A 15,959-nucleotide genomic window follows, 5' to 3' on the forward strand; every position below is an offset into this window, starting at 1 on the left:
GGGGGGACTAGAGAAGCCGCCCCGCTTCGCTCAACACACCGTGCAGGATGTCGTAGATCGCGTCGAATTCCTTCTGACCGCTGATCAGCGGGGGAGCCAACTGGACGACTGGGTCGCCACGGTCGTCGGCGCGGCAGTACAGGCCCGCTTCGAACAGAGCCGGCGTCAGGAAGCCGCGCAGCAGCCGCTCGCACTCCTCGTCGTTGAAGGTCTCCTTGGTCGTCTTGTCCTTGACCAGCTCGATGCCGTAGAAGAAGCCCTCGCCGCGGACGTCGCCGACGATCGGCAGGTCATACAGCTTTTCCAGGGTCGACTTGAACGCCGGCGCCATCTCCTTGACGTGGTCGTTGATGCCCTCGCGCTCGAAGATGTCGAGGTTGGCCAACGCGACCGCCGACGAGACGGGATGCCCGCCGAAGGTGTAGCCGTGCCCGAAGACGGTCTTGCCGTCGTTGAACGGTTCGAAGAGCCGATCGCTGGCAATCATCGCGCCGATCGGCGAGTAGCCCGACGTCAGTCCCTTGGCGCAGGTGATGATGTCCGGCACGTAGCCAAAGTCGTCGCAGGCGAACATCGAACCGATCCGGCCGTAGGCACAGATGACTTCGTCGGAGACCAGCAGCACGTCGTACTCGTCGCAGATCTCGCGGACCCGCTCGAAGTATCCGGGCGGCGGAGGGAAGCATCCGCCCGCGTTCTGCACCGGCTCCAGGAACACGGCGGCGACGGTGTCGGGGCCCTCGAACTCGATGGCCTCGGCGATGCGGTCGGCGCAGTAGCGTCCCCACGCCTTGGGATCGGTGCTGTATTGCTCGGGCGCCCGGTAGATGTTGGTGTTCGGCACCCGGAAACCGCCGGGGGTCGGCGGATCGAACGGCGCCTTGAAGTCGGGGATGCCGGTGATGGCCAGCGCGCCCTGCGGTGTGCCGTGGTAGGCGATGGACCGCGAGATGACCTTGTACTTGCCCGGCTTGCCGGTCAACTTGAAGTACTGCTTGGCGAGCTTCCACGCGCTCTCGACGGCCTCGCCGCCGCCGGTGGTGAAGAACACGCGGTTGAGGTCGCCGGGAGCGTAATTGGCGATGCGCTCGGCCAATTCGATGGCCGGCGGGGTGGCGAAGGACCATAGCGGGAAGAACGCCAGCGACTCGGCTTGCTTGGCCGCGGCCTCGGCCAACTCGGCGCGGCCGTGGCCGACCTGCACCACGAACAGCCCGGACAGGCCGTCGATGTACTTGTTGCCGTTGCTGTCCCAGATGTGGACGCCCTCACCCCGGGTGATGATCGTCGGGGTGATGCCTTCGCCGTGGCGGGCGAAGTGGCCCCACAAGTGACGGTTGGCCTTGGTGCCCAGGTCGGTGGATACGGTTGGATCTGATTCTACGAGAGTCATCGTGTGCCCCAATTATATTGCTGTTTAACGAGTTTGAGGTAAACCAAAGTTTCGGTGGATATCACCCCTGGTACGGCGCGGATCTTCGTGTTGAGCAGGTCGAGCAGGTCGCCGTCGTCTTCGCAGACGACTTCGACGATGGCGTCGAAGGATCCGGCGGTGAGCACCACGTAGTCGACGGACTCGATGGCGGCGAGTTTGTCGGCGATCTTGGTGGTGTCGCCGGTGCACCGGATGCCGATCATCGCCTGACGGGCGAAGCCAAGTTGCATGGGATCGGTGACGGCGACGATTTGCATGACGCCGGCGTCGGCCATCCGCTGCACGCGCTGACGGACCGCTGCCTCCGACAGGCCGACCGCCTTGCCGATGCCTGCGTAGGACCGTCGACCGTCCTGCTGCAGCTTCTCGATGATCGCCTTGGAGAGTTCGTCGAGCTGAAAGGCGGCGCCAGGGCGAGAATGGTTGATTCGCAACGAGACAGCTTGGACGCCCGGCTGAGCATCCCTTTCGACCATGACGACGATTGTGCACGGAATCCGTCGTTCAGGGCAACCAATGGCATGAAATCGTTCGTTTTACCCGGTCTTCACGGGGGATATGCGTAGCTGGCCCGGGCAAGGTCGGCTAGCGTAAAAGTCATGACGATCGCGAGTAGTTGGATTGACGGCGCCGAGGTGACGACGGGCGGCGGGATGCACCAGATCGTCGATCCGGCTACCGGAAACGTCGTTGCCGACTGCGCGTTGGCGACGCCCGTCGACGTCGACGTCGCGGTTGCCTCGGCGCGGTCGGCGTTGCCGGGCTGGGCCACCGCCACCCCCGCCGAACGGTCCGCGGTCCTCGCCAAGCTGGCCCACCTCGCCGGTGCGCACGCCGAGGCGCTGGTGGCCGAGGAGGTCAGCCAGACCGGCAAGCCGGTTCGCCTGGCCACCGAGTTCGACGTGCCGGGCAGCGTGGACAACATCGACTTCTTCGCCGGCGCGGCGAGGCACCTCGACGGCAAGGCCACCGCGGAGTACTCCGCCGACCACACCTCGAGCATCCGTCGCGAGGCCATCGGCGTCGTCGCCACGATCACGCCGTGGAACTATCCACTGCAGATGGCGGTGTGGAAGGTGATTCCCGCGCTGGCCGCCGGGTGTTCGGTGGTGATCAAGCCCGCCGAGGTCACGCCGCTGACCACGCTGACGCTGGCCCGGCTGGCCAGCGAGGCGGGCCTGCCGCCCGGCGTGCTCAACGTCGTCACCGGTGCCGGCGGCGACGTCGGCACGGCGCTGGCCGGGCACCGCGACGTCGACTTGGTGACGTTCACCGGCTCGACCGCCGTCGGCCGCAAGGTGATGGCGGCGGCGGCCCAGCACGGGCACCGCACCCAGCTCGAGCTCGGCGGCAAGGCACCGTTCCTGGTGTTCGACGACGCCGACCTGGACGCCGCAATCCACGGTGCCGTCGCCGCGTCGCTGATCAACACCGGACAGGACTGCACGGCCGCCACCCGGGCCATCGTCGCGCGCGACCTCTACGACGACTTCGTCGCGGGTGTCGGCGAGCTGATGGGCAAGATCGTCGTCGGCGACCCGCACGATCCCGACACCGATCTGGGACCGTTGATCACCCACGCACACCGCGCCAAGGTCGCAGGCATCGTCGACCGCGCCCCCGGGGAGGGCGGGCGCATCGTCACCGGGGGCAGCGCCCCCGACTTGCCCGGTTCGTTCTACCGGCCGACGTTGATCGCCGACGTCGACGAACGCTCCGAGGCCTACCGCAGCGAGATCTTCGGGCCCGTGCTCGTCGCGCGACCGTTCACCGACGACGACGACGGCATCCGGCAGGCCAACGACACCGAGTACGGGTTGGCGGCCTCGGCGTGGACCCGGGACGTCTACCGGGCGCAGCGGGCCTCGCGCGAGATGCACGCCGGGTGCGTGTGGATCAACGACCACATTCCGATCATCAGCGAGATGCCGCACGGCGGCGTCGGCGCGTCCGGCTTCGGCAAGGACATGAGCGACTACTCCTTCGAGGAGTACCTCACCATCAAGCACGTGATGAGCGACATCACCGCCAAGGCCGAAAAGGATTGGCACCGGATCATCTTCAGTAAGCGCTGATCGTTGGTCTGCGATCAGTTCGAGCAGTGAAGTGCATCGTGATCGGTGCGGGCGCATGGGGTCTGCCCGCGGCGGCAGAAATGTCCCGGCGCGGGCACGACGTCATCCTCGTCGACCGCCACGGTCCGTTCAACGCGCTGTCGTCGTCGGTGGGTCACTCGCGGCTGTGGCGACTCGCCGACCCCAATCCGGCCCGGGTGAGGTTGGCCCGTCGCGGGCTGGAGGCGATGCGACGGCTCGCCGAGCGCGCGAACATCGAGGTGTTCCTCACCCGGGGGCTGGTGTGGCGCGACGACGTGTCGCTGCCCGCCCTTCTCGAGACGCTCGCAGAGCAGGACGTCGAGCACACCGAGGTGTCGGCGCAGGACGTCGAGCGGTTCTTCCCCGGGCTGCGGCCCGACGGTCGCGACGCGGTGTGGCAGCCAGTGGCCGGCGTCGTCCTTGCCGAGATCTCGCTGCGTGCGCAATTGGGGTTGTTCACGGGCACAACGCTGTTCGGCCACGACGTCGTCGACGTCGCCACCCGGACGTCCGGCGTTCGAATATCCTTCGCCGACGGCCGGTTCGTCGACGCCGACGTCGTGGTGCTCGCGGCGGGTCCCGGCGCGGCCGCCCTGCTCGGCCGGGTCGGCGTGGACGTGGACCTGCAGCCGTATCTCGAACAGGTGGTGCACTTCGGCGATCCGGCCGACCCACACTCGAGCGATGCGCTTCCCGGTCTGTTCGACGGGCCGACCGGTCACCGGCCGGGCGTTTACGGCATGCCGACACCCGGCCGGGGCTACAAGATCGGCCTCGACACACCGCTTCGCAACTACGAGCAGTCCGACGTAAACCGAGTGCCAGACCCGGTTCGCACCAACGCCATTCGTGACTTCGTACGTGCGGGCCTGGCATCGGTACCGTCGACCGTGGTCGACGAGCAGGTGTGCGTCTGGACCGACTCGCCCGACGGCAGCTTCGTGGTGGACCGTCTGCCAGGGGGCGTGGTGTTCGCGTGCGGCGACTCCGGCGAGGGGTTCAAGTACTCGGCGCTGATGGGCGAGGTCCTGGCCGACCTCGCCGAGGGGAGAACGCCCGACGAGGACGTGGCGGCACTGTCGTTGGCGCGCTTCGCGGACGGGGCGCCGGCAAGGTCGGGGCCGCACGTCCTGGGCAGGCACTAGGTGGCGGGGCGGTATGTACTGCCGCGCGGCACGGCGCCACCGCCACGGCGGAAGGGGACTGGCACCGCACCATCGTCAGCAAGCGCTGACCGGCTGGGTGGGCGAACGCCGACGGGCCCACCGCGACGCACCGCCGACCACCAGCGTCAGTGCCGCCGCGACGGCGAACGAGAAGATCGAGGCACTCATCCACGGGCGGGCGACGAAGCCGATCGCTTGCGCGAGGTCGCCCCAGGCCTGCGCCCACCAGCCGACCTGACCCGGGTAGATCAGCTGGTAGGTCACGAAGCCCAGCGCCCACGGCACCAGCATCAGCCAGCGTGCGGCCGACTCCGACGTCAGATCCCACCCCTGCCTACCGGAGAAGCAGTAGTAGTCGATCGTGAGCACCGCGAACAAGGGCACGAACACCGAACCGATCAGCGACAGGAAACTGGCGTAGCCGTAGATGTTCACCACGAGCGCCAGCACGGTGATGAGCACTCCCACCGTGACCGCGACGTACCGACGGTCCCACCGGGGCCGCACGTTCTGCGTCGACACCGTCGCCGAGTAGACGTTGGCGAACGACTGATCCATCTCCCGAATGGCGAGCACGGCGAAGGCCAGCCCTCCGAGGGGGACGGCGATGAACGCGGCGAAGATCTGGTCCCCGTCGGCGGCCACGGTGACCAACGCCAGCAGGCCGAGTGCGTAGCAGGCGATCTGGGTCAGTCCGTATCCGAAGAAGGCCCCGGTGAACGCCGCCGCCGAACTCCGGGAGTGCCGGGCGTAGTCGGCGGCCATCGGCACCCAGGACACCGCCACCGCAACGGTGGTGTCGACGCCAACGCTGAATCCCGACCAGGTGCCTTGCGTCAACGGCGGCAGCGGCTTGGCCAGCAGCTGAAACAACAAGTAGGCCAACGCGATCACCACGGCGACGGTGACGTACTTGCGGAGCACGCGGACCGCGCCGAGCGGATACAGTGACAGGCCGGTCGTGATGACACCGCCCACGACGACGAAGATCCACTGCGGTACGGCGGGCAGCACGGTGGCGGCCGCCGTCGCGATGGTGACCAACTCGAACGTGCCCCACCCGATCATCTGCACGATGTTGAGCACCGTCGGCAGGTAGGACACCCGTGCGCCCAGCAGACCACGCAGCAGCACCATCGCAGGCGCACCGGTCTGCGCTCCCGGTATCGCCGACGCCGCGATCGCGGCCGCGCCGAGCACCGTCCCGACGACGGTGGCCAGGAGCGCCGCCATCAGCGACAGCTGCGGCGTTCCGGGGCCGCCCGGCTGGAGAACGACTGCCGCGCCGGTGAATCCGAGCAGGCTGACCCCGAGGTTTCCCCACAGGCCCAGCTGGTCGAAGACCCCCAGCACGCGGGGGGCCGGCTCGACCAGCGTGGTCGGGACCTCGTTGGCGGAACCACGCCGGCCGGATGGGCGCACACGGCGCATGACGACGGACATCAAAGCTCACTCTCCCTACGCCGGCATTACCCGGTCAGGTTCAAGCGGTCGGTGGCTCGACAGCCACCCTCTCAGCCCGGTATCTCCGAGCTCCCGCGTTCTAGCCCGCAAAATGTAGCGCATCCCCGGCCGGCGCGCGCAGCGATCCCGTCGTCGGCACGGCGGAGCGCTACTCCTCCTTGGGCACCACGATCACCGGCGCGTCGACGCCGGCGAGGATGCGCGCTGCCGTCGACCCAAGAAAAAGGCGCTTGGGGGCGGCGAATCGGCTCGACCCGATCACCAACACGTCGGAGTCGTCCCAGTTGAGCTTCTTCAGTGCCGACTCCAGCGTCGCGCCGTCGGCCACCAGGGATTCGATCTCGGGAGCATCGGGCACGGCGCGCGCGGCGAGGACGAGATTCGACTCGGCAGCCGTGACTTGAGCCTGCCGAACGTCTTTCGGGCTGTCCAGGTGGGCCATGCTCTCACCGGACACCAGCGACAGCATGCGGATCGGCACTCCGGCGGCGCTGGCGAGCACGAGCGCAAACGGCAGGGGATTGTCGTCGCCGGCCTTGGTCGGGACCGCCGCCGTCACCGACGTGATCGTCGAGGGCGGGTCGTCGTGGTAGCCGCGCGGGGCGAGCGCGACCGGAATGGGGGAGCAGTGCAGCAGGGCGCCGGCCACCGAGCCGATCACGTGGCCGCCGAAGATGCCGTCCCGCGCGCCGCCGATCACGATCAGATCGGAGTGCTTCTCCTCGGCGAATGCGATCAGCGTCTCGGAGTAGGACTCGCCCACCAGGACGTGGGCTGCGGCGGCCACGCCGACCTTGGCCAGCGCCGTGACGGCCTGGTCGGCCCACTCCTCGCCCTTGCGGACCAGCAACTGCTGATACTCCGCCCGGCCGGGGTGGCCGTCGGGGTACTCCTCGCGGACGACCAGTACGACGTCGACCGTCGCGTCGAAGGTGTTGGCCAATGCGCCGGCCAACGCGACGCCGTCCTCACCGGTCGGCGTTGCCAGGTAGCCCACGGTCAAGTGCATTGCCGTTCACGCCCTTTCGGAGTGGTTCAGAAGGTGTCGGGGACCTTGACCTCGGTCGAGGCGTCGAGCGTCTCACCGCGGAAGAAGCGTTTGGTGCCGAACGCGAAGCAGGCCAGCATCAGCGGGATGCCGAGCACCAGCATGCCGACGCCGAGCACGAAGACCCCGCCCAGCGGTCCGAAGGCGGTGTAGCCGTAGTCGGGTGACATCATCTCGATCGCGCTGTAGACGAACGCCCACGTCATCGAGATGGCACCCAAGAGCGGAAAGACGCCGCGGAAGAACAGGTTTCGCACCGACGAGAACAGCGTGCGGCGGAAGTACCACACGCAGCTGTATGCGGTGACGCCGTAGTAGAACGCGACGGCCAGGCCCAACGACGCCACGGAGTCGGCCAGGGCGTTCTCCGAGAGGAACGTCAGCACCAGATAGAAGAACAGTGCCGCGCAACCCATCACGATGGTGCCGAAGGCAGGCGTCATGTACTTGGGGTGCACGCTCGCGAAGCGCTTGGGGATGGCCTCGTAGACCGCCATCGACAGGGTGCCGCGCGCCGTCGGCAGGATGGTGGTCTGAGTCGACGACAGGGCCGATACGGCGACCGTCAGCAGCAGCAGGGAGGCGACGACGCTGCCCGCCACCGGCTCACCGAGGACCGTGAGGACGTCGTCGGTGTTGTTGGCGTTGTTGAGGCCAATGCCGACGTCGCTGAAACCGGCGAAGGACTGAATGGCGTAGGCCACCAGGACGTAGGTGCACACCAGGATCAGGGTGGTGACGACGGCCGCGATGCCCGGCGTCTTGCCGGGGTCCTTGGTCTCCTCGCCCACGGCAAGGCAGGCGTCCCAGCCCCAATAGATGAAGATGCACAGGATGATCGCCGCAGCGATTGACGACAGGTCCAGCCCGCCCGGCCACAGCCAGGACAGCTGCGGCGTGATCGCCTGCGCGCCAGCGTTTCCGGCGAAGACCCGGATGAGCGCGATGATGCTGACGATGATCAGTACGCCGAACTGGACGGCGATGAGGACGTTCTGCATCTTCTCCGACACGGCGACGCCGCGGGCGCTGACCAGCGTCATGGCGATGATGAAGAAGGAGCCGAGCAGCACCTTGGCCACAAGGTTGTCCGCGAGCTCCTCAAGGCCGAGGAACCGGTACAGGTAGATCGCGGCGACCTCGGCGACGTTGGCCAGCACGATGATCGCCGACACCGCCAGCCCCCACCCGCCGATCCAGCCGATCCACGGGCCGAAGGCCTTGGTGCCCCAGGTGAACGTCGTGCCGCAGTCGGGGGTGTCCTGGGACAGTTCCTTGTAGCCGAAGGCGACCAGCAGCATCGGGATGAACGCCAGCACGAACATCGCGGGAGCCTTCTCCCCGACGGCCAGTACGACGTACCCGAGCGTCGCCGCCAGGCTGTAGGCCGGCGCCACGGCGGCCAGCCCGATGACGACGTTGCCGACCAGGCCGAGCGCCCCGGACTGCAGGCCCTTGCCTCCTGTGACGGGACCTGCCGCCGGTTCCGCGATCGCCATGCGAGGGAATATACGGTTCTGCGAACCACCTGGCTGGGTACTGCGAGAATCCTGTGAGCGGTCAGCCCTATCTGGTGAATTCCTCCCCGGTGGACGGGTCGACGGCCCGTTCGCCGCGCGGAAGGTTCGACAGATCCTGCGAGATGACGGTCGGCATGTCACCGGAGTCGGGCAGGCCGAAGTGGGCGACCGAGCCGACGGCGGGCTCGAGCAGGAGATCCGAACGGCGCGGCAGGGTTTCACCCTTGAAGAAGCTCGGCGACATCGCCCACCACACGAACATCAGGATTACGCCGAGGACGAGCGCCCCGATGCCGACCACGGCAACCGCACCGAAGCCGAGGATCGTGACGTCGTTGCCGTCGTCGTCGACGAGGTAGTCGGGCTTGGCGTAGGAGATCAGTCCGTAGGCGAAGACCACCGTGAGCATGATGGCGCCCAGGAGCGGCACCACCCCGCGCATCATGAAGTCGCGCGCCGAGGTCGTGAGCGTCTTGCGGTAGTACCACACGCAGGCGTAGCCGGTCATGCCGTAGTAGAAGGCGATCATCAGGCCCACCGAACCGATGAGAGCCAGCAGGAGGCTGCTGCTGATGAGGGTGAACAGCACGTAGAAGAAGATCGACACCACACCCATCACGACCGTGGAGACCGTCGGGGTCAGGTACTTGCGGTGAATCTTCGCAAACGACGTCGGCAGGGCCTTGTAGACGCCCATTGACAGCGTGGTCCTGGCGGTCGGCAGGATCGTGGTCTGCGTCGACGCCGACGCCGAGGTCAGGATCGTCGCCGACAGTGCGAGCAGACCGATGTGGCCGATGACGCTGTTGCCGAACAGGGCGGGTCCGATGGCGGCGAACACGTCGGCCGAGTTGTCCGGATTGCCCAGTCCCGCATCGGTTTCCCCGACTCCGGCGAAGGCCACGGTGGCCACGGTGACGATCGCGTAGGTGGCCAGCAGCAGGAACGTCGAGAGCACGGCGGCCTTGCCGGGGGTGGTGCCGGGATCGTCGGACTCCTCGTTGCAGGCCACCGCGGTGTCCCAACCCCAGTAGATGAAGATCGCGATCAGGATGGCCGGGGCGATCACGGTGCCGAAGTCCAGGCCGCCGGGCCAGAACCAGGACAGCGACGGATGGATCGACTCGGGCAGCGCGTGGCTCGTGTAGACCTTCACCAGGGCGTAGATGGAGATCAGGACGAGGACGATGACCTCGAAGCCAAGGAGGAAGTACTGCAGGCGGGCCGACACTTCGATCCCGCGATAGCAGATGTAGGTCATGACGGCGATCCAGATGACGCCGGCGACGGTCGACCACAGCGTGCTGTTGGCGAGGTCGGCGGCGGCCGTCCAGCCGAGGTCGCCGACGAAGGTGAACGAGTACGCACCGGCGATCTGCGCCAGGTTGGCCATCACGATGACGTCGGCGGCGATGATGCCCCAGCCGCCCATCCAGCCGATCAGCGGGCCGAAGGCGCGTGACGCCCAGGTGAAGGTGGTGCCGCAGTCGGGTTCGGCCTTGTTGAGTTCCTGGTACGCCACGGCGATCAGATAGATCGGGACGAAGGCCAGCAGCACGATCGAGGCCGCCTTGACACCTGCGCCGCTCGCCACGATGAGGCCGAGAACTGCTGCCAGACTGTAGGCGGGGGCGGTGGACGCCATGCCGACCACGACACTGGAGAGGAGTCCGAGCGAACCGCCCTTGAGGCCCTTGCTGTCGACCGTCCCGGCGGTCCCCGAATTACCCGTGTCGACCGCAGTCATCGCATCTCCCTCGTTCCACCAAGACGAACTGTTGGAGAATACGGTTTCAGTTGCCAAACCGCTCGCTGACGACGAAATTAGTTCTCACAGACACTTCACAGGATGGAATCCGTCATGGAAGTGCCAATGTGCAACGGTTTGCTAATCGGCTCACCGGGGCGGGCGTCACTACCCTGAGCTGGTGATCTCCGCCCGACGCCGCGACGAGTTCGAGCCACTGCGCTCGCATCTGTTGGCGGTCGCCTATCGGCTCGTGGGAACCTACGCCGACGCCGAGGACGCGGTTCAGGACGCCTGGTTGCGCTGGGAGGCGCTCGGCCCCGCGCAGGACGGGATCACCGATCCGCGGGCGTGGCTGACCACGGTCGTCAGCCGGATCGGGCTCGACCGACTTCGGTCGGCAGCGCACCGCCGCGAGACGTACTTCGGCGAGTGGCTGCCCGAACCGGTGGTGACGCCACTGGACCGGTCGGACCCACTCGCCGCCGTGGTCGCCGACGAGGACGCCCGCTTCGTCGCGATGGTGGTGCTCGAACGGCTCACCCCGGACCAGCGCGTCGCGTTCGTGTTGCACGACGGCTTCGCGGTGCCCTTCGGGGAGGTCGCCGACGTGCTCGGGATCAGCGCGGCCTCGGCGCGGCAGCTCGCGTCCCGGGCCAGGCGGACGATCGCCGACGCCCCCACCCGTGATCCCTCACACGACGAGGTCGTCGGGAAGCTGACGGCGGCGATGGCCGTCGGCGACATGGCCGCCGTCGTCGCCCTCCTTCACCCCGACGTCACGTTCACCGGCGACTCGAACCGCAAGGCGCCCACCGCCGCCCGCGTCATCCACGGCGCGGACAAGGTGGCGCGCTTCGTCTTCGGTCTGGCGCAGCGGTACGGGCCGCGGTTCCTCGAGTCGGCCCAGCCGGTGTTGGTCAACGGTGAGCTGGGGCTGCTGACCACCGGCTTCGAGGCCGACGGCGACGGGCCCGCCATGCAGCCCCACATTCAGGCGCTGACCGTCCGCGACGGCAGGGTGTGCGCCATCTGGGACGTCGCCAACCCGGACAAGTTCACGGCGTCGCCGCTCGGCGCTCCCTGACCGCATCGCGTGTGCTGTGAGATCGGGGTATCCGCCCGAATCGCGATCTCAGCGCACACTCGACGGGTCGGCCCACGGAACCCGGCAGGCGTCCCCGGAGCTGAAGCCCTGCTCGGCGATTCCCAACGCGGTGTTCATCCTGGCGCGCATGTTCTCCAGGCCGATCTGATAGGTCAGCTCCATCACGCCGGCGTCGCCGAAGCGCCGCCGCAGATCGGCCACCTGCTCGTCGGTGACCAGATGCGGGTCGGTGGTCATCGCGTCTGCGTAGGCGATGGCCGCGCGTTCGTCGTCGGTGAAGAGCGGGGAGGTGGCGTAGTCGTCGACGTGGGCGAGTCTTTCGACGTCCAGCCCGTCCAAGCGGATCAGCATGGCGCCGAAGTCGACGCACCACGAGCAGCCGACCGTGCGGGCCGTCCAGTACACCGCCAGTTCGCGGACGGCGGCGGGCAGCTTCGTCGAGCCGCGCTCCACCAACGTCTCGTGCACGGCGTTGGCGACGAGCAGCGGCATGTGGTGCGCGCCCACCGCGAACGGCGCGGGTACCTCGCCGAATCGGCGCTTGGCGTAGCGGTACATCAATCGCGCCGTCAGCGAGGCCTTCTTCGGGGGCAGGGGAGCTATACGGGGTGTCTGGCTGGTCATGTCAATCGGACGAGACAGCCCCCGATTGTGTGACAGTCCTGGCGAGATCAGACGGTCAGCGGGCGAACATCAACGCGCGCTTGACCTCTTGGATCGCCTTGGTGACCTGGATGCCGCGTGGGCACGACTCGGTGCAGTTGAACGTCGTGCGGCAGCGCCACACCCCGTCGACCTCGTTGAGGATGTCGAGGCGCTCGGCGGCGGCCTCGTCACGGCTGTCGAAGATGAACCGGTGCGCGTTGACGATCGCGGCAGGACCGAAGTAGGAGCCCTCGTTCCAGAACACCGGGCAGCTCGTGGTGCAGCAGGCGCACAGGATGCACTTGGTGGTGTCGTCGTAGCGGGCGCGGTCGGTCTGGCTCTGAATGCGTTCGCGCGTCGGCTCGTTGCCGCTGGTGATGAGGAACGGCTTGACGGCGCGGAACGCGTCGAAGAACGGTTCCATGTCGACGACGAGGTCCTTCTCGACGGGCAACCCGCGGATCGGTTCGATCGTGATCGTCAGCTGCTTGCCGGGCTTCTTGGGCAGCATGTCGCGCATCAGCACCTTGCACGCCAGCCGGTTGACGCCGTTGATGCGCATGGCGTCGGAACCGCACACGCCGTGCGCGCACGACCGGCGGAAGGTCAGCGTGCCGTCGAGGTACCACTTGGCGTAGTGCAGCAGGTTGAGCAGCCGGTCGGTCGGCAGGCACGGGACGCGGAAACTCTGGAAGCCCTGGGCGTCGGGATCGTCGGGGTTGAACCGGGCGATCTTCAACGTCACCATCACCGCGCCCTCGGGAACGGGCGGGGTGGCGGAGTCGCCGGTGTTGGGCTTGTCCAAAACGGGCGCACTCACTGTGCAGTCTCCTCTTCGCGCAAGCGGCTCATCAGTACTTCCGTTCCATCGGCTCGTAGCGGGTCTGGACGACCGGCTTGTAGTCCAGCCGGATGTCGCTGAGCAGGTCGGTGCCCTGCTTGTACGCCATGGTGTGACGCATGTAGTTCGTGTCGTCGCGGTTCGGGTAGTCCTCGCGGGCGTGGCCGCCGCGGGACTCCTTGCGGTTGAGCGCGCCCACCACGGTGACCTCGGCCAGCTCCAGCAGGAAGCCCAGCTCGATCGCCTCGAGCAGGTCGCTGTTGTAGCGCTTGCCCTTGTCCTGCACGGTGATTCGGGCGTACCGCTCCTTGAAGCCGTGGATGTCGGTCAGCGCCTGCTTGAGGGTCTCCTCGGTGCGGAAGACGGCGGCGTTGTTGTCCATCGACTGCTGCAGGGCGCCACGGATGTCGGCCACCCGCTCGTTGCCGTGCTCGGAGAGGATGTCGCCGACCCAGTCGGTCACCATGTTCGCCGGGGTGGCGGGCATGTCCACGAAGTCGTGTCCGAGCGCGTAGCTGGCCGCCGCGATGCCGGCCCGACGGCCGAAGACGTTGATGTCCAGCAGCGAGTTGGTGCCCAGCCGGTTGGAGCCGTGCACCGACACGCATGCGCACTCACCGGCGGCGTAGAGGCCGGGGACGATGGAGTCGTTGTCGCGCAACACCTGTCCGTTGACCGTGGTCGGGATGCCGCCCATCACGTAGTGGCACGTCGGGTAGACCGGCACCAGTTCGGTGACCGGGTCGACGCCCAGGTAGGTGCGGGCGAACTCGGTGATGTCGGGCAGCTTCGCCTCCAGGACGTCGGCACCGAGGTGGCGGACGTCGATGTAGACGTAGTCCTTGTTGGGTCCGGCGCCGCGGCCCTCGAGCACCTCGAGGACCATCGACCGGGCCACGATGTCGCGCGGCGCCAGGTCGACGATGGTCGGGGCGTAGCGCTCCATGAAGCGTTCACCGTCGGCGTTGAGCAGACGCCCGCCCTCGCCGCGGACCGCCTCGGAGATCAGAATTCCGAGCCCGGCCAGACCGGTCGGGTGGAACTGGTGAAACTCCATGTCCTCCAGGGGAAGTCCCTTGCGGAAGATGATTCCCAGCCCGTCACCGGTCAGGGTGTGCGCGTTGGACGTCGTCTTGTACATCCGGCCGGAACCGCCCGTGGCGAACACGATCGCCTTGGCGTGGAACACGTGGATGTCGCCGCTGGCCAGTTCGTAGGCGACGATGCCGGTCGCCACCGGGCCGCCGGGGGTGTCCGACATGACCAGGTCCAGCGCGTAGAACTCGTTGAAGAACTCGACGTCGTGTTTGACGCAGTTTTGGTACAGGGTCTGCAGGATCATGTGACCGGTGCGGTCGGCGGCGTAACAGGCACGCCGGACGGGGGCCTTGCCGTGGTCCCGGGTGTGCCCGCCGAAGCGGCGCTGGTCGATGCGGCCCTCGGGCGTGCGGTTGAACGGCATGCCCATCTTCTCGAGGTCGTAGACCGCGTCGATGGCTTCCTTGCACATGATCTCGACGGCATCCTGGTCGGCGAGGTAGTCGCCGCCCTTGACGGTGTCGAACGTGTGCCATTCCCAGTTGTCGTCCTCGACGTTGGCCAGCGCGGCGCACATGCCGCCCTGGGCGGCGCCGGTGTGGCTGCGCGTCGGGTACAGCTTGGTCAGGACGGCGGTCCGCACGCGCGGTCCTGCCTCGACGGCCGCGCGCATGCCCGCGCCGCCCGCACCCACGATGACGACGTCGTATCGGTGTTCGATCAGCATTGTCTGGACTCCATCTGGCTCAGGAAATGTTTGCGTCGAACGTCAACAGCACGTAGGTGCCGAGCACGACCGTGAACAACACCGACAGCCCCAGCAGGGTGTTCAACCAGAACTTGGTGGTGTCCTTGCGGGCGTAGTCGTTGATGATCGTGCGCATGCCGTTGCCGCCGTGCAGCTGGGCCAGCCACAGCAGCAGCAGATCCCAGGTCTGCCAGAACGGCGAGGCCCAGCGCTGTGCGACGTAGTTGAAGTCGATCCGGTAGACGCCGCCGTCCCAGATCAGACCGATGAAGAGGTGCCCGAGGGCCAGGACGACCAGGACGACGCCCGAGAAGCGCATGAAGAGCCACGCGTACTTCTCGAAGTTCGGCATGGCGCTGCGGCCGCGCGGGGAGCGCGGGTTGTCCAGGCCGGCGGGCCGGTCGTAGCTGCGCTGCATGACGGGCGCTGGGCCGCCGCGCTCGCTGACGTGGTCGTACGGGTTTTCGCGAGAAGGGCTCATAGGAAACGCTCCGCCATGTGCATGCCCATTACTCCGAGGGCGACGATGAACACGCTGATCCACACGCCGAGGACGATCCAGAGCATGAGGCGCTGGTACTTGGGACCGTTCTGCCAGAAGTCGATCAGGATGATGCGGATGCCGTTGAGCGCGTGGTAGAGCACCGCGACGACGAGACCCATCTCCATCAGCCCGATGATCGGCGTCTTGTAGGTGTCGATGATCGCGTTGTAGGCCTCGGGGCTGACGCGTACGAGGGCCGTGTCGAGCACGTGGACGAACAGGAAGAAGAAGATCGTCGCGCCCGTCACGCGGTGCAAGACCCACGACCACATGCCGGGGTCTCCGCGATAGAGGGTGCGGCGTCGGGTGGGCGACGACCGCGGGGCGGGTATCGCGGAATCCGCTGTTGTCTGCGTCATGTTCGGGTACTCACTTCCGCGCCTCCAACACCTTCGGTGGACGGTCTGGGAGACGGCGGTTTCATGCTGTCAATTCGTTGCCCAAACCTGTTTGCGACTCTAATGCCAGTAAGTGCATGTAAAGAACCGGCGTGAGACCGTTGATTGCCCTAATACCATGGAAATTAGGGTGACCTAATCGGATTCGAAGTGGTGGAACT

General features: G+C 67.2%; 13 protein-coding genes, 1 pseudogene and 1 riboswitch. Of the genes and pseudogenes, 3 read left to right on the forward strand and 11 right to left on the reverse strand.

What is annotated here, in order from left to right:
* Positions 1 to 7: 7 nt before the first annotated feature.
* Positions 8 to 1,393, reverse strand: coding sequence for an aspartate aminotransferase family protein (locus H7J06_RS22305; protein WP_264041359.1), 1,386 nt, complete (start codon positions 1,391 to 1,393; stop codon positions 8 to 10).
* Positions 1,390 to 1,911, reverse strand: a complete 522-nt coding sequence (locus H7J06_RS22310) for an Lrp/AsnC family transcriptional regulator (RefSeq protein WP_173008016.1) — start codon at positions 1,909 to 1,911, stop codon at positions 1,390 to 1,392. Before H7J06_RS22310 ends, H7J06_RS22305 begins: the two co-directional genes overlap by 4 nt.
* Positions 1,912 to 2,034: 123 nt before the next feature.
* On the opposite strand from H7J06_RS22310, the gene H7J06_RS22315 reads away from it, so the two are divergent.
* Positions 2,035 to 3,510, forward strand: a complete 1,476-nt coding sequence (locus H7J06_RS22315) for a gamma-aminobutyraldehyde dehydrogenase (RefSeq protein WP_264041360.1) — start codon at positions 2,035 to 2,037, stop codon at positions 3,508 to 3,510.
* 26 nt (positions 3,511 to 3,536) lie between these two features.
* Positions 3,537 to 4,676 carry an FAD-dependent oxidoreductase gene (locus H7J06_RS22320; RefSeq protein WP_264041361.1) on the forward strand — a complete coding sequence of 380 codons (1,140 nt, stop codon included), beginning with the start codon at positions 3,537 to 3,539 and terminating at the stop codon, positions 4,674 to 4,676.
* Positions 4,677 to 4,751: 75 nt separating this feature from the next.
* On the opposite strand, the gene H7J06_RS22325 is transcribed toward H7J06_RS22320, so the two are convergent.
* The 4 genes from H7J06_RS22325 to H7J06_RS22340 all read right to left on the reverse strand — a co-directional run bounded on the left by H7J06_RS22325 (position 4,752) and on the right by H7J06_RS22340 (position 10,476).
* A complete protein-coding gene (locus H7J06_RS22325; RefSeq protein ID WP_264041362.1) occupies positions 4,752 to 6,140 on the reverse strand; it encodes a purine-cytosine permease family protein in 1,389 nt (462 codons plus the stop codon).
* Positions 6,136 to 6,247, reverse strand: a riboswitch (TPP riboswitch). It overlaps the preceding gene by 5 nt.
* A 62-nt stretch (positions 6,248 to 6,309) precedes the next feature.
* The gene (locus H7J06_RS22330) at positions 6,310 to 7,170 is read right to left on the reverse strand and encodes a universal stress protein (protein WP_264041363.1); all 861 of its coding nucleotides are present in this window, start codon (positions 7,168 to 7,170) and stop codon (positions 6,310 to 6,312) included.
* A gap of 26 nt (positions 7,171 to 7,196) precedes the next feature.
* On the reverse strand, positions 7,197 to 8,708 hold the full coding sequence (locus tag H7J06_RS22335) for an APC family permease (protein WP_264041364.1): 1,512 nt from the start codon (positions 8,706 to 8,708) through the stop codon (positions 7,197 to 7,199).
* A 67-nt stretch (positions 8,709 to 8,775) separates the two neighbouring features.
* Positions 8,776 to 10,476, reverse strand: coding sequence for an APC family permease (locus H7J06_RS22340; protein ID WP_264041365.1), 1,701 nt, complete (start codon positions 10,474 to 10,476; stop codon positions 8,776 to 8,778).
* 181 nt (positions 10,477 to 10,657) lie between these two features.
* Between H7J06_RS22340 and H7J06_RS22345 the strand changes: the two genes are divergently transcribed.
* A complete protein-coding gene (locus tag H7J06_RS22345; protein ID WP_264041367.1) occupies positions 10,658 to 11,563 on the forward strand; it encodes a sigma-70 family RNA polymerase sigma factor in 906 nt (301 codons plus the stop codon).
* A 48-nt stretch (positions 11,564 to 11,611) separates the two neighbouring features.
* Here the strand turns inward: H7J06_RS22345 and H7J06_RS22350 are convergent.
* The 5 genes and pseudogenes from H7J06_RS22350 to sdhC all read right to left on the reverse strand — a co-directional run.
* Positions 11,612 to 12,220, reverse strand: a pseudogene (locus H7J06_RS22350) (carboxymuconolactone decarboxylase family protein); the annotation flags it as partial.
* 43 nt (positions 12,221 to 12,263) lie between these two features.
* Positions 12,264 to 13,049: a succinate dehydrogenase iron-sulfur subunit gene (locus H7J06_RS22355; RefSeq protein ID WP_308205817.1), complete on the reverse strand. Its 786-nt coding sequence runs from the start codon at positions 13,047 to 13,049 to the stop codon at positions 12,264 to 12,266.
* A gap of 31 nt (positions 13,050 to 13,080) precedes the next feature.
* Positions 13,081 to 14,835 (reverse strand): succinate dehydrogenase flavoprotein subunit, encoded by a 1,755-nt coding sequence (gene sdhA / locus H7J06_RS22360; protein WP_264041369.1) that lies wholly within the window; start codon positions 14,833 to 14,835, stop codon positions 13,081 to 13,083.
* A 19-nt stretch (positions 14,836 to 14,854) separates the two neighbouring features.
* Entirely contained in the window at positions 14,855 to 15,337 is a 483-nt protein-coding gene (locus H7J06_RS22365; protein ID WP_264041370.1) for a succinate dehydrogenase hydrophobic membrane anchor subunit, read from the reverse strand.
* On the reverse strand, positions 15,334 to 15,759 hold the full coding sequence (gene sdhC / locus H7J06_RS22370; RefSeq protein WP_264041371.1) for a succinate dehydrogenase, cytochrome b556 subunit: 426 nt from the start codon (positions 15,757 to 15,759) through the stop codon (positions 15,334 to 15,336). Before sdhC ends, H7J06_RS22365 begins: the two co-directional genes overlap by 4 nt.
* Positions 15,760 to 15,959 lie beyond the last annotated feature (200 nt).

The sequence above is a fragment of the Mycolicibacterium hodleri genome (genome assembly GCF_025822245.1).
GTDB classification, from domain to species: Bacteria; Actinomycetota; Actinomycetes; order Mycobacteriales; family Mycobacteriaceae; genus Mycobacterium; species Mycobacterium hodleri.